Source organism: Micromonospora sp. CPCC 206061 (assembly GCF_036906915.1).
In the GTDB taxonomy this organism is placed as follows: Bacteria; Actinomycetota; Actinomycetes; order Mycobacteriales; family Micromonosporaceae; genus Phytohabitans.
Map to the genome: position 1 here is coordinate 241,546 of NZ_JBAKHX010000001.1, position 13,844 is coordinate 255,389.

The following is a 13,844-nucleotide window of genomic DNA, read 5'->3' on the forward strand; positions in this document are numbered from 1 at the left end:
GGGGGGAGCAGCCGGGTCAGACCCGGCGGATGGCGGAAACGTCGAACCGCTCGCGTTCGACCCAGGACAGCGAATGGCGCACCGCGCCGTGGATGATCGCGTCGGCGCCGAGCGCGGATATCTCCAGCCGGGGCTGGGCGAGCTGCTCCGCACGCAGCGCGTCTGTGATCGCGTCGAGCAATCCGGTGCCGAGCTGCGCGATGTCTCCCCCGATGACGATGACGTCAGGGTCGAGCAGGGCCCGGATCGCAGCCACGCCCTTGGCGAAGCGCGCGCCGACGGTGCCGATGGCGGAGACCGCCCAGTCTTCGCCGCGGCCGGCGGCGACGGCCAACTCGGGCAGCGTGGCCGCCCGGCCCGTGAGGCGCAGCAGCTCGCGCGTGCCCACCCAGCGCTCAAATGGCCCCAGATCATCGTCCCCTTCGGACGCCGCGGGTGCGCACAGATCGAGGTAGCCGATGTCGCCGGCGTCGTTGGAGGCGCCTCGATAGAGCTGGCCGTGCAGCACGATGCCGGCGCCGATCCGCTCGCCCCAGTCGATGAAGATGAGCGAGTCTTCGGCATGCGGGGCGCCGCGCCAGCGCTCGCCGGTGGTGGCGAGCTTGACGTCGTTGTCCACATAGACCGGTGCGTCGACGGCGGCCCCCAGTCCCGCGAGGATGGTGTCGCCGACGATTTCGGGCATGCTGACGCTGAGCGTGAAGTGGCCGGTGGCGGGGTCGACGATGCCGGGCGCGGCGGCCGACACGTGCCAGATGTCGCCGGGGTGCACGCCGGCGCGGTCGAGCACCTGCCCTACGGCGGCGGTCAGCGCGGCGCCGACGCCCTTGCGCGGCAACGGCGCGGTGGTCTCGGCGGTGACGTCGCCGGCGAGGTCGGCGACGACGATCCGGGCCTGGCCCGGCTGCACGCTGACGCCGAGCACGTGGCCGGCCTCGGCGCGGAAGCGCACCATCTGCGGCGGCCGGCCGGTCGGGGTGGCGGCACGGTCGGGGGCGGAGATCTCGACCAGGCCCATCGACTCGAGCACGGCCAGCGAACGCGACACCGCCTGCCGGGAAAGGCCCGCCTGCTTGGCGAGCGCGGAGACGCTGGCGCGGCCGGCGGAGCGCAGGTGCGTGAGGATCGCGGAGGCATTCACCTCCAGCATGAAGGTGGTGCCGACCGCGACGGTGCGTTCCATGATCGGACGCTAACATACTTACGGACCGTACGGAAGTAATAGGATGGGCGCATGACACCGCACTGGGCAGCGGCCGTAACCGACCTCTGGACCCGCGTCGCCGGCGGCGTCGGGGAGCTTCGGCTCGCCGAACTGCCCGAGCCGCGGACGTTCGAGGTGCGCGCGCGGGACGGCGTGCTCGAGGTCGCCGCCGGCGACGCGCTGTCCGCGTGCGTCGGCATCCACCGGTACCTCCGGGATGCCGGTGGCGTGCGGGTCACGTGGGGCTCGGACCCGCTTTCGTTGAGGCACCTGCCCGACGCTTCGGTTTCTGGACGCGCACGGGTGCGCGAGTTCTACTACCTGAACTTCTGCACGTTCAGCTACTCGACCGCCTACTGGGGCTGGGACGAGTGGCAGCGCGAGATCGACTGGATGGCGCTGCACGGCGTGACGATGCCGCTCAACCTGGTCGGGCACGAGGCCGCGCTGGCGCTCGCGTACGGGCGACTCGGCATGACGGACAAGCAGATCCTCCAGTTCCTCGGTGGCCCCGGTTACCTGCCGTTCCTGTACCTGGGATGCCTCGACTCGTTCGCCGGGCCACTGCCGGCCAGCTGGATACCGCGGCACCTCGACCTGGCGCGGCAGATCCTCGCGCGACAGCGGTCCTTCGGCATGACGCCGGTGCTGCCGGCGTTCACCGGGCACGTGCCGGCAGCCTTCGGCGGGCGCACGCGGCACTGGCAGGGCATGCCCACCACGGTCATCGACCCGAGCGACCCGCTGTTCCGGCGCTTGTGTACGAGCATCGCGCAGGCTCAGGCGGAGCTCTTCGGCACCGACCACCTGTACGCGGCCGACCCCTTCATCGAGATGCCACCGGACGAAGTGGACGGTGACGCCGGGTACCCGGCCGCCGTCGCCAGCGCCATCGTGGACGGCCTACGGGCCGCCGATCCGGACGCCACCTGGGTACTCCAGTCGTGGCCGTTCTCGTACCAGTCCGGGTACTGGACCAAGGAGCGGGTCTTCGCGTTCCTCGACGGCATCCCCGCCGACCGGCTGCTGATCCTCGACCTCTGGGGTGAGGCCGATCCACAATGGCCCAAGCTCGACGGGTACGCCGGCCGCCCCTGGGTGTGGAACGGCCTGCTGAACTTCGGCGGCCGCGCCGAACCGGTCGCCGACCTCGGCTCCACCGACCGCAACATCGAGGCCGCGCTCGCGTCCGACCGGCCGCCCGTCGGGCTCGGCCTGACGATGGAGGCCATCCACACCACCCCGGCGTTCTTCGAGCTGATCGCCGACCGGGCCTGGTCTTCCACACCGCCCTTGGAGGACTGGGTACGCGACTTCGGCCGGCAGCGGTACGGCTCCTCAGCGCCCGCGGTCGACCAGGCGTGGCGGGCGCTGCGCGTGTCCGTCCTGGACGGGCACGCCAAGGCGATCTTCCCGGAGCGCTTCATCTCGCTGGCCATCACCCGGCCGCACTACGGCCTGCTCGACTCCTCTGTCGACAGTGACGTTCGCACGGCACTCTTCTACCGGCCAGCCGACCTCCTCGCCGCCTGCCAGGCACTACTCGCCTCCCCACCGTCCCGCGCCGCCGACGACGACCTGGCGCTGGCATGCGCGGCGCTGTTGCTGCGCGTCATCGACAACCGCTTCGGCCACTGGGACTCCTTCCTAGACCCTTTCGACGACCTCGACGACCTCGTCGGGACGCGGCCCACACTGCGGCTCTCCACGTGGGTCGAGGCCGCGCGCAGGTGGACCGACGACGACGAGAGCGAGCGGGTATTGGAAGACAACGCCCGCCGGATGCTCACCGTCTGGAACACCACCGACAACGAACGGCTCCACGACTACTCGGCGCGGCTCTGGAGCGGGCTCGTGCGCGGGTACTACAAGCGGCGCTGGGAGCTGTGGCTGCGATACCTGCCCCAGGCCCTCGAACCAGGTGGGCGCGCCCCCGCCCAGTCCACACTCGACGCCGCCCTCGACGACCTGGCGACAGACTTCATCGCTCACGGCCCCGCCTCCGAGGCGGCTCCCGGTGATGTCCGGACGGTCGCCGCCGGCGTGCTCGACCGTTACGGCGACGAATTCCTCGCCCTCTAGGAAGGACCCCGCGTGCCGCCCCTCACCCGCACGACCGAACAGCGCAACCCGCGCACCGTCGACATCGACCTGTGGCCGACCGCCCGCATCGTGGCCGCGGTGCTCACGGAGGACACCGCGGCCGTACAGGCGGCGCTCGAGGCGGCGCCCACGCTCGCCGAGGCCGTCGACCGCGCGCTGGACCGCCTGGCCAAGGGCGGACGCGTGCACTACTTCGGCGCGGGCGCATCCGGCCGGCTCGCCGTGCTCGACGCGACCGAGGTGACTCCCACCTTCGGGGCGCCGCCCGGCCTGTTCACCGCGCACTACCCCGGCGGCGCGGATGCGCTCGTCGACCCGTCACTCGACCACGAAGACGCCTATGGCCTGGCGTACGACGACGCGAGCGTGCTGACCGCACACGATGTGGCGGTCGGGGTCACCGCGTCAGGCACGACCCAGTATGTCGCCGGGGCGCTCGACCGGGCCCGTTCGGCCGGCGCGCTGACCGTGCTGATCACCTGCGACGGCGGTTCGCCGCTCGCCGCCGACATCACCGTCGTGGCGGCCACCGGTCCGGAGGCGGTCACCGGTTCCACCCGGCTCAAGGCGGGCACGGCGACCAAGGTACTGCTCAACGCGTTCTCCACCGCGCTGATGGTCCGCTCAGGCCGCACGTACTCCAACCTGATGGTCAACGTCGTCGCCACCAACGAGAAGCTGAACGCCCGCGCGGTCACCATCGTCGCGATGGCCACAGGACTCGACGAGGCGTCGAGTGCGGCGGCGCTGTCGGAAGCGGGCGGCGAGGTGCCGGTCGCGGTGCTGCACGCGCTGTCGAGCAAGGCGGCCGCTGAGTGCCGCAACGCGTTGCGGGCCGCCGGCAGCGTCCGCGCGGCGCTAACTCTGCTGGGAACCCTCGATGGACGCTGACACGCACATCGGCGTCGACGTCGGCGGCACCGGCATCCGGGTACGGGCCGTGCTGGCCGGGGCGCCAGCGGCGGCTCGCGACAATGGCCCGGTACCCCGCGTGGCCGGCAAGATCGACCCAGCGGCGCTGGCGGCACGCATCGCCGGTCTCGTGTCCACACTGGACGCGTCGGTGCGCGCGTCGCGGGTGGCCGTTGGCCTGACCGGCATGCCAGGGTTACTGGAAAGCCCCGCCGAGTTGGCCGCCCACCTGCACCGGCGCGTCACGACCGGCACCGTCGTCGTGGCCAGCGACGCCCTGACCACCCACCTCGGCGCCCTACAGGGCATGGCCGGCTGCGTGGTCGCCGCCGGCACCGGCGTCATCGTCCTCGGCAGCGACCACAAGGGAACGTGGCACCGCGCCGACGGCTGGGGACACCTGCTCGGCGACGACGGCAGCGGCGCGTGGATCGGCGCCGAAGGGCTGCGGGCGGCGCTCCGGCACCACGACGGGCGAGGCGGCAGCTCCCCCGCGCTGTACGCGAGGCTGGCGGACCGTTTCGGCGACACCGAGGCGGCTCTGCAAGCGGTGTACGGATCGGCGTCGCCAGCGCACGAGCTGGGAGCGTTCGCGCCCGACGTGGCGGGTGCGGCACACGACGGCGATGAGGTCGCGCGCGACATCTGGCGGCGGGCGGGCGCTCATCTGGCGGAGGCGGCCCACGCGGCCGGGCGCGGCCTGCCACCGGAGTTCTCCTGGGGCGGCCGCCTCTTCGACGCCGGCCCGCTGTTGTTGGACCCGTTCCGCGCTGAGCTGACCCGCCGAGTACCCGAGGCCCGCCTGGCCGCCCCGGCGGGCCAAGCGGCCGACGGCGCCCTACTCCTAGCCCAACGCGGCCTCCCCCAAGCCCCACCCGCTTACGTTTCCGAATTCCCACCCTAGGCCGCCGTCGAGTACGCCGGCGCCGGCTCCCGCGTCTCGCGATCCGCCATCAGGTCGACGCCCAGCAGCAGGCCCTGGCCGCGCTGCTCACGCCGCTGGCGCGCGCACCGCGCCTGCTCGGCGTCGCATCGCAGACTTCCGGCCCGACCTGGACCCCACCGGGGCGCTGGCCGGTCGCATCGCGGCTCTGCTCGCGGACGTACTGCCGTAGGCCGCCCGTACGCTGCCGGACGTACACCGAGATGAGTGCGGCGACGGACGACCGCGCGGCCGTCGAGCCGAAGCATGGACGGCATGGCATTCCGGCTCGGCGGGCGCTCCCGCAAATGGTTCCTCCTCGGGCACATCGTCTCGGCGGCGCTGTGGTTCGGCGTCGACATCGCGCTCGGCGTGCTCGTGTTGACCGCGATCCTCACCGACGACCCGCAGACCGCCGGCACGGCCCTGCAGGCGGTGCGGATGTTCGCGATCTGGCCGATGTTCGGCGCGAGCGTCGCCACGCTCGCGACCGGTGTCGTGCTGGGGCTCGGCAGCAAGTACGGCCTGGTGCGGTACTGGTGGGTCGCCGTCAAGCTGGCGACGAACCTGCTGATGTCGTTTCTGATCGCGGGCTCACTGCGACCCGGCGTCGACGAGGCGGCTCGGATCGGCCGCGGCCTGGTGGCGGGCGGCGTGAGCGAGGTGCCCACCGACCTGCTGGCCCCAGTGATCGTCGCACCGACCCTGCTGGTGATCGCGTTCGTACTGTCGGTGTTCAAGCCCCGCACCCGCCTCACTGCGCGGCGTTCCTGAAGATCTACAGTCGGGTGGCGCCCCGCCCCCTCGGGGCGCTGCCCATCCATCGCCACCCGGAAAGAGTCACATGCGACGCACCCTGGTCCTCGCCCTCGTCACCCTGATCGCCGCCAGCGCCTGCGGCAAGACGGACGACACGGCGGCAACGCCAACGACCACCCCGGGCGCGACCGCGACCGCCGCCCCGAGCGGTCCGGCCACGTACGCGGGCGGAGAGTTCGAGGGCGGGGACAACCCCGAGGGCGCGTACACACCAGCGCAGGCGTGCGAGATGACGGACATCTCGTACCCGCTCAGCGAGAGCGCGCAGGCGGATGTGCGCGCCGGCTACGCCGCGGAGCAGCGTGGCGACAAGGCAGGCGTCAGGAAGGCCCTGGAAGCGCTCCAGCCGGTCTTCACCAGCACCGCCGCCACCTTCGCGGACACGGCCAGCAAGGTGGCCGACCCAGCCCTGAAGACCGCGCTGACCAGCCTTTCCGAGGCGGCCGCGAAGGCCACGAAGTTCACCTCGTTCGCCGAGTTCGACAAGATGGAGGAGCTCACCGCATCGGGTGAGGCCATCCTGAAGATCGAGTGCCCGAAGGCCGGGTACCAGCTGAAGAACATCGAGTAGGCGGCATGAGGATCTCGCGCGGCTGGGCCGCCTTCCTGACCGGCGTCGGCGTGTGGACCTGGGTGATCTGGCCGAGGTTCGGGCTGGCCATCTGGAAGGACGGTCGCTCGTGGTCCACCGGCCAGGTCGGCGAGGGCGCGCCGACGAGCTTCCTGTGGGTGCACGCGCTGCTGATCGCGGCGTCGCTCGCCATTGGCACCGCCGTCGGTGTGCTCGGCGTCCGCGCTTGGCTCGCGACCCGGCACCGCTCAGCCGAGCGCCTCCCGGAACCACGCGACGACTAGCTCCAGCGGGCGGCGCCGTCCGGCGAACATGGCCACCGCGTCGCGGCCGTCGTAGGCCTGGCTGATCGGTGCCGGCCCCGACGCGACCCGGTTCAGCATCATGGGCGCCAGCCAGAAGTACTTGGCGGCGCCGGTGAGGCGGATCGCCCTGCGGACGGCGGCGTCACCTTTCGCGTACCCGTCGGTGACGAGCTCGACCACCTCGTCGAGCAGCGCCACGTCGACCAGACCGTCGAAGAACGTGTCGAGCACGAGGTTCGCGGCGTCCTCGCCCACCGGGCCGGGGCCGACGAAGCTCCAGTCGAGCAGCACCGGCCCGCTGCCGTCGAAAATCAGGTTCATGGGCCAGACGTCGTGGTGGCACAGGGTTTGGGGCAGTGCGTCGGAGGCGCGCAGCACCTCGTGCCGCCGCAGCCACAGTTCCCGCAGGCCGGCGCGCAGGTCGTCGGGCCACGCGGCGACGGCGGTGGGATGGTCCCAGGGGATCGGCTCGCTGACCGGACGGGTGGTGGTGTACGCGCGCAGCCAGTCCCGGGACAGCCAGGATTCCGATGTGGACCGGTCCACCCGGGCCGCGTGTGCCGCGCCCAGCCGCTCCGCGAACTCGCCCAGCATCGCGGGGGTGGCGGCGGTGCCGGGCGTACCGTCGACGTACTCCAGCCACAGCGCGACCGACCCGTCCGCCCGCGCCTCGTAGTCCAGAAGGGAGGGCGCTCGGATGCCGCTGTACACGCTCCCCGCGAAGCCGTCGCGGTACGCGAGCGCCTCGCGCCGCCAGTAGTTCCAGTGCCCGGGGTCGCTGCTCGTTTCCCAGTGTGCGGGCACCCCGGCGCGGCCAGGTGGTGTCGCGATCTTCAGGACGGCGGGCCGGCCGTCGCGCTCCACCCGCCAGATGCCACCGGTCGCCCCGTTGAGTGGGTTGTAAGCCAGCACGTAACCGATGCTAGACGGGCGCCAGCACACTGAACGCGTGATCTTTCTGCCGTTGGTGCGCCCGCACCGATGAGTTTGCCTCGGTAGCGCCGTCATACCCGGCGTAACCCACTGACGAGAACGCAAGGAGCACTCACGATGAGCACGACCGGCAACTACGCGCAGGTCAACGGTCTCAACCTGTACTACGAGACGCACGGCGAGGGCCGGCCGCTGATCCTGCTGCACGGCGGGCTGATGTCCGGCGAGGCGTTCGGGCCGATCATTCCGGCGCTGGCCGAGAAGCATCAGGTCATCCTCGTCGACCTGCAGGGCCACGGCCGCACCGCCGACATCGACCGGCCCATCGACCCGGACCTGATGGCCGACGACATCGCCGCCCTCATCGACCACCTGGGCCTCGACCGGCCCGACCTGGTCGGCTACTCGCTCGGCGGCGGCGTCGCCCTGCGTACCGCGATCAAGTACCCGGAGAAGGTCGGCAAGCTGGTCTCCGCCTCGGCCAACATCCGGCGCGACGCGATCTACCCGGACATGCTGGTCCAGCAGGGCCAGGTCAACGCCGAGGCCGCGGAGTTCATGAAGGAAACCCCGATGTACCAGAACTACGAGCGGGTCGCGCCCCGGCCGGAAGACTTCGGCCAGCTGCTGCAGAAGCTCGGCGACCTCATGGCGAAGGACTACGACCTGACCGAGGAGGTCCGGGGCCTCCAGGTGCCGACGCTGGTCATGGCCGCCGACGCCGACATGGCGCCGCCGAGCCACTACGTCGAGGTGTTCAAGCTGCTCGACGGCGGCGTGCGGGACGGCGGCTGGATGGGCGAGGGCCGGCCCAAGGGCGGTCACGCGCTGGCGATCGTGCCCGGCACGACGCACTACAACCTGGCCGACTCACCGCTGTTCACCGCGATCACGCTGGCGTTCCTCGACGAGCAGGCCGCCTGACAGGTGCAGCTGCCGCCCGGGCCAGCGGGCGCGCAACCAGCGGTCGTGGCTGGCCACCACGACCGCACCCGGCCCGGTGCCGAGGGCCTCTTCCAGCTCGTCGCACAGGCGCGGCGAGAGGTGGTTGGTGGGCTCGTCGAGCAGCAACAGTTGCGGCGGGTCCGCTACCAGCATGGCCAGGGCCAGCCGCCGCCGCTGGCCAACCGACAGCTGGCCGACCGGCCGTCCCAGGTCGCGCGGTGCCACCAGGCCGAGCGACGCGAGCGGTACCAGATCGGCACGCTCGACCCCGACGGCGCGCTCGTAGATCTGGTGGGCGGTGCGGTCCGGACGTTCGAAGGTCGTGTCCTGCGTCAGCAGGCCGACATTCAGCCCGCGCCGGCGGTGCACCTGACCGGTGGCGGCCAGCCGCCCCGCCAGCACCGCGAGCAGCGTCGACTTGCCGGACCCGTTGGGCCCGGTGACCAGCAGCCGGTCGGTGACGGGCAGGTCGAGGTGGTCGAGGGCGAGGCGCCCGGGTACCCGAATGTCGCGCAACGCGACCAGGAACCCGTCGGCGGCGGCCGTGCTGGCGACGGCGCCGGCTTGGAAGCGCAGCGGCTCCGGCGGCTTGCGTACCTGGGTCTGCTCCAGCTCTTCGAGGCGCCGGGCCGCGTTGCGGACCCGCCGGGAGATCTGGCTCTGCACCCGGCCGCCCTTGTAGTCGTACCCCATCTTCTCGTTGTCGCGCCGCGGCCGGCCCGGCGCGACCCGGTGGGCGGTCACGGCCACCGCGCGGCGCAGCGCCGCGAGTTCGTCCTGTTCCTCCTCGTACCGTCGCTGCCAGCGTTCCCGTTCGGCGCGCTTCTGTTCCTGGTACGCGGTGTAGTTGCCGCCGTATCGGGTGGGCCCGTCGACGGCCGGGTCGAGGTCGATCAGGTCGGTGCACACGGCGTCGAGGAACGCCCGGTCGTGGCTGGCGAGCACGACCACCCCGGGCAGCGCCCGCAGCTGCTCCTCCAGGAACGCGGCCGCGCCGTCGTCGAGGTGGTTGGTGGGCTCGTCGAGCAGCAGCGCGGTGGGGCGCCGGATCAGCAGGGCGGCGAGCGCGAGCCGGCCGCGCTGCCCGCCCGACAGCGTTCCCAGGGAACGGTCGAGCGCGATCTCGGCCAGATCGAGGCCAGCGAGGACTATCTCGGCGCGCCGGTCGGCGTCCCAGGCGTCCGTCTCCTGCGCGCGGTCGAGCCGTTCGCCGTACTCCGCCAGCAGTTCATCCGTTGGAGCGGCGGCGAGCGCGGCGCTGAGCCGGTCGAGGGCGGCGAGGTCGTCGCGCGCCTCGCGCAACGCGTCGTCGAGCACGTCGGTCACCGTGGCGTCCGGCGCGAACGGCACCTCCTGATGGAGGATGCCCAGGTTGGCTGGGCGCACGACCGTGCCGGCGTCGGGCTCGTCCGCCCCGGCGAGCAGCCGGAGCAGCGTGGTCTTGCCGGTGCCGTTCTCGCCGATCAGGCCGATGCGATGGCCGGGCGCGGCGGTGAGGGAGACGCCGTCGAGCACCCGGCGGGTGCCGAGAGTGCGGACGAGGTCATGGGCGAGCAGAGCGGATGCGGGCATGCGACACCACCGTCGAGGAAAGAAGTCTCCGCCCGCCGGGCAGTGCCTCGGGCGCGGGCGCGGGTGGCATCAGCGACTCACATCCCCGCAACCGTATCCATGAACTGTTCGGGGGCGCCAACCGTTTTCTTGACAAAGGACGATCGACCAGGGAGTCTGGGAGCGCTCCCAGTTATAGACGTCGATACAGGAGGGTTTATGAAACGCTCCGCCGCCGCCATCCTCGCGGCCGGCGCGGTGGCCATCGGTTCCGCGGCACTCGTCCTGCCGCAGGCGTTCGCCGCCGCCGAGGGATGCCGGGTCCAGTACACCGTCGCCAGCCAGTGGCAGGGCGGCTTCCAGGCCAACGTGCAGATTACCAACCTGGGCGACGCCATCAGCAGCTGGTCGCTGGGCTTCGCGTTCCCCAACTCCGCGCAGCGGCTCACCCAAGGGTGGAACGCGACGTGGAGCCAGTCCGGCGCGACCGTAACCGCCGCCAGCGTCGGCTGGAACGGCAACCTCGCGACCAACGGGTCGGCGAATATCGGCTTCACGGGCTCGTGGAGCGGCAGCAACCCCTCACCGGCGTCGTTCACGCTCAACGGCGTGGCGTGTACGGGTGGCGTGACGAACCCGACCACCGGACCCACCACCGCGGCGCCGCCGACCACCCCCGCGGCGACCACGCCTGCCCCGCCGACCGGCACCACGCCGGTCGCCATCAACGGCCAGCTCCGGGTGTGCGGCGTCAACCTGTGCAACCAGTACAACCGGCCGATCCAGCTGCGCGGCATGAGCACGCACGGCATCCAATGGTTCGGCAGCTGCTACAACAACAACTCGCTCGACGCGCTGGCGAACGACTGGAAGGCCGACCTGTTCCGCGTCTCGATGTACGTGCAGGAGCAGGGGTACGAGACCAACCCGACCGCGTTCACCAACCAGGTCAACAACCTGGTCGACATGGCGACCGCGCGCGGCATGTACGTGCTGATCGACTTCCACATCCTGACCCCGGGTGACCCCAACTACAACCTGGAACGGGCCAAGACGTTCTTCGCCGCCGTGTCCTCCCGGCACGCCAACAAGAACAACGTGATCTACGAGATCGCCAACGAGCCCAACGGCGTGAGCTGGGGATCCATCAAGAGCTACGCCGAGCAGGTCATCCCGGTGATCCGCGGCAACGACCCGGACGGCATCGTCATCGTCGGCACCCGCGCCTGGTCGTCGCTCGGCGTCTCCGAGGGCTCCAACGAGACCGAGGTCATCAACAACCCGGTCAACGCGCAGAACGTCATGTACGCGTTCCACTTCTACGCCGCCTCGCACCAGGGCAACTACCGGGACGCGGTCAGCCGGGCGGCGAGCCGCATCCCGCTGTTCGTCACCGAGTTCGGCACCGTCGACTACACCGGCAGCGGGCCATTCGACCAGGCCAGCAGCACGACGTGGCTCAACCTGCTCGACTCGCTGAAGATCAGTTACGCGAACTGGACGTTCTCCGACCACACGGAGAGCAGCGCCGCGCTGCTGCCCGGCACCTGCAACGGCAGCAACTACTCCGGCAACGGCGTGCTGAAGGCGTCGGGCCAGTTCATCCGCAGCCGCATCATGACTCCGGACAACTTCCCCACGAGTTGACGGCTGCGCTGGCGGTGCTCACGTACCCAGGTACGCGAGCACCGCCAGCACCCGCCTGTGGTCGTCGTCGGACGGCGGCAGGTCGAGCTTGGTCAGGATGCTGTTGATGTGCTTGCTGACCGCCTTCTCGGTGACGACCAGGCGGTCGGCGATCGCGGCGTTCGAGCGCCCCTCGGCCATCACCGCCAGCACCTCCCGCTCCCGCGGGGTCAGCGCGGCGAGTTGCGCGCGCCGCCGACCGCCGCCCAACAACTGGGCCACCACGTCCGGGTCCATCACGGTGCCTCCCGCGGCCACCTGGCGTACCGCCTTGACGAAGTCGCCCACCTCGCCGACCCGGTCCTTGAGCAGGTATCCCACCGCACCCGCGCCGTCGGAGAGCAGCTCGCGGGCGTACACCGGCTCGACGTACTGGGAAAGGATCAGGACCGGCAGCGCGGGCACCGCGCGCCGGGCGGCGATCGCCGCCCGCAGGCCCTCGTCCGTGAACGTCGGCGGCAGCCGCACGTCGAGCACCGCGACGTCCGGACGCAACGCGACCAGCGTCTCGGCGAGCTCGTCGCCGCGCTCCACGGCCGCGACCACATCGAAGTCGTACGCGGACAGCATGCGCACCATCCCGTCGCGCAGCAACACGAGGTCTTCGGCGATCACGACGCGCACGGCAACTCCATCTCGATGACTGTGGGACCGCCCACCGGGCTGCTGACCCGGACCGTCCCGTCGAACGCGGCCAGCCGCCGCTCCATGCCACGCAACCCGGTGCCCCGGCCAGGATCGGCACCACCCCGCCCGTCGTCGCTCACCCGAAGAACCACAGCGGACCCACGGTCCGTGGCGGACAGTGTGATCCGCTCGGCGTGGCTGTGCTTGATGGCGTTGGCCACCGCCTCCGACAGCGCGAAGTACGCCGCTGACTCGACCGGCGCGGGCAGCCGGCGCTCCAGCCGCAGGTCCAGGTCGATCGGGATGGAGCTGGCCATCGCCAGGGCCTGCATCGCCCCCGGCAGGCCGCGGTCGGCGAGCATCGGAGGGTGGATGCCGCGTACCAGGTCGCGCAGCTCGCCCATCGCGTCGCGCGCCCCGGCGCGGGCATCGGCCAGCATCGCCCGCGCGGTGTCCGGGTCGGTCTCGAACAGGTCCTCGGCCATCCCGAGGTTCATGGTCAGGGCGACCAGCCGGGCCTGCGCGCCGTCGTGCAGGTCGCGCTCGATCCGGCGCAGCTCGGCGGCGGACGCGTCGACCACGGCGGCCCGGGTCTCGGCGAGCCGCTCGACGCGGGCGGCCAACTGATCCGCCAACTGGGCGGCGGTCGGCGCCAGCAGCCACCGGGCCAGCCACGCCTCGCCAGCGAGGTACCAGCGGGGCAACGCGTACGCCACCAGGCCGATGAGGATGCCAAGCGGGATCACCAGCCAGGCGGTGCGCTGGTCGTCGATCGGGATGCCCTGGTAGGACAGGTCGTCGACGCTCGGCGGCAGCAGCCAGTGCACCAGCGGCATGAGCACGCCCTGCACGGCCGCGGGCCACAGCCCGAACGCGATCATGCCGATCAGCCCGACCGGGCCCTGCACCACCAGCCAGCCCAAGTCGCGCCAGGTGGCGGGCTCGGTCAGCAGAGCGCGCACCTTGCGCAGCAGTCCGTCCGGCAGCGGCGCGTACGGCACCGGAATGGGCGGGCTGCTCCGGCGGCGTTGCACCCCGGCCAGCCGCCGGACCAGCCCGATCACCTCGACGAACACCGGCAGCCCGATCCAGGCCAGGCTGAACAGGAGCGCCGCGACGGTTGCGAAGAGCAGGAAGAAGGCGGCCAGCCCGAGCCCGACGCTGACCAGCACCCGCCGGAACTCGCGCCACGCCCGTCCCCAGATCTCGTTCACCACCGCCATTCTCCCTTCCCGGTGGTTGCTGGGGCCTGCCGGCTGGCGGGCC

At 71.7% G+C, this 13,844-nt stretch carries 13 protein-coding genes; 8 read left to right on the plus strand and 5 right to left on the minus strand.

Translation table 11 applies throughout. The features are described from left to right. Nucleotides 1-16: 16 nt before the first annotated feature. Nucleotides 17-1,183, minus strand: coding sequence for an ROK family transcriptional regulator (locus V6V89_RS01115; protein WP_334616950.1), 1,167 nt, complete (start codon nt 1,181-1,183; stop codon nt 17-19). 51 nt (nt 1,184-1,234) lie between these two features. Between V6V89_RS01115 and V6V89_RS01120 the strand changes: the two genes are divergently transcribed. The 6 genes from V6V89_RS01120 to V6V89_RS01145 all read left to right on the plus strand — a co-directional run bounded on the left by V6V89_RS01120 (nt 1,235) and on the right by V6V89_RS01145 (nt 6,815). Then, on the plus strand, nt 1,235-3,286 hold the full coding sequence (locus V6V89_RS01120; protein ID WP_334616951.1) for an alpha-N-acetylglucosaminidase: 2,052 nt from the start codon (nt 1,235-1,237) through the stop codon (nt 3,284-3,286). A gap of 12 nt (nt 3,287-3,298) precedes the next feature. Next, a complete protein-coding gene (locus tag V6V89_RS01125) occupies nt 3,299-4,198 on the plus strand; it encodes an N-acetylmuramic acid 6-phosphate etherase (protein WP_334616952.1) in 900 nt (299 codons plus the stop codon). Beyond that, nucleotides 4,188-5,123, plus strand: a complete 936-nt coding sequence (locus tag V6V89_RS01130; protein WP_334616953.1) for an N-acetylglucosamine kinase — start codon at nt 4,188-4,190, stop codon at nt 5,121-5,123. The genes V6V89_RS01125 and V6V89_RS01130 overlap by 11 nt, the downstream gene beginning before the upstream one ends. A 294-nt stretch (nt 5,124-5,417) precedes the next feature. Beyond that, nucleotides 5,418-5,915, plus strand: coding sequence for a hypothetical protein (locus tag V6V89_RS01135; RefSeq protein ID WP_334616955.1), 498 nt, complete (start codon nt 5,418-5,420; stop codon nt 5,913-5,915). Nucleotides 5,916-5,985: 70 nt separating this feature from the next. Beyond that, the gene (locus V6V89_RS01140) at nt 5,986-6,531 is read left to right on the plus strand and encodes a hypothetical protein (protein WP_334616956.1); all 546 of its coding nucleotides are present in this window, start codon (nt 5,986-5,988) and stop codon (nt 6,529-6,531) included. 5 nt (nt 6,532-6,536) lie between these two features. Continuing rightward, entirely contained in the window at nt 6,537-6,815 is a 279-nt protein-coding gene (locus V6V89_RS01145; protein WP_334616957.1) for an SCO4848 family membrane protein, read from the plus strand. Here V6V89_RS01145 and V6V89_RS01150 read toward each other — a convergent pair. Then, on the minus strand, nt 6,780-7,748 hold the full coding sequence (locus tag V6V89_RS01150; protein ID WP_334616958.1) for a phosphotransferase: 969 nt from the start codon (nt 7,746-7,748) through the stop codon (nt 6,780-6,782). The two genes, V6V89_RS01145 and V6V89_RS01150, sit on opposite strands and share 36 nt — an antisense overlap. A gap of 138 nt (nt 7,749-7,886) precedes the next feature. Here V6V89_RS01150 and V6V89_RS01155 point away from each other — a divergent pair, with 138 nt between their 5' ends. Further along, nucleotides 7,887-8,693 (plus strand): alpha/beta fold hydrolase, encoded by an 807-nt coding sequence (locus tag V6V89_RS01155; RefSeq protein ID WP_334616959.1) that lies wholly within the window; start codon nt 7,887-7,889, stop codon nt 8,691-8,693. Here V6V89_RS01155 and V6V89_RS01160 read toward each other — a convergent pair. Further along, a complete protein-coding gene (locus V6V89_RS01160) occupies nt 8,640-10,286 on the minus strand; it encodes an ABC-F family ATP-binding cassette domain-containing protein (RefSeq protein WP_334616960.1) in 1,647 nt (548 codons plus the stop codon). The two genes, V6V89_RS01155 and V6V89_RS01160, sit on opposite strands and share 54 nt — an antisense overlap. 198 nt (nt 10,287-10,484) lie before the next feature. Between V6V89_RS01160 and V6V89_RS01165 the strand changes: the two genes are divergently transcribed. Further along, the gene (locus V6V89_RS01165; RefSeq protein ID WP_334616961.1) at nt 10,485-11,912 is read left to right on the plus strand and encodes a cellulase family glycosylhydrolase; all 1,428 of its coding nucleotides are present in this window, start codon (nt 10,485-10,487) and stop codon (nt 11,910-11,912) included. Nucleotides 11,913-11,930: 18 nt separating this feature from the next. Here the strand turns inward: V6V89_RS01165 and V6V89_RS01170 are convergent, their stop codons facing one another. After that, nucleotides 11,931-12,575 (minus strand): response regulator transcription factor, encoded by a 645-nt coding sequence (locus V6V89_RS01170; protein ID WP_334616962.1) that lies wholly within the window; start codon nt 12,573-12,575, stop codon nt 11,931-11,933. After that, nucleotides 12,563-13,795: a sensor histidine kinase gene (locus V6V89_RS01175; RefSeq protein ID WP_334616964.1), complete on the minus strand. Its 1,233-nt coding sequence runs from the start codon at nt 13,793-13,795 to the stop codon at nt 12,563-12,565. The genes V6V89_RS01170 and V6V89_RS01175 overlap by 13 nt, the downstream gene beginning before the upstream one ends. Nucleotides 13,796-13,844: the final 49 nt, after the last annotated feature.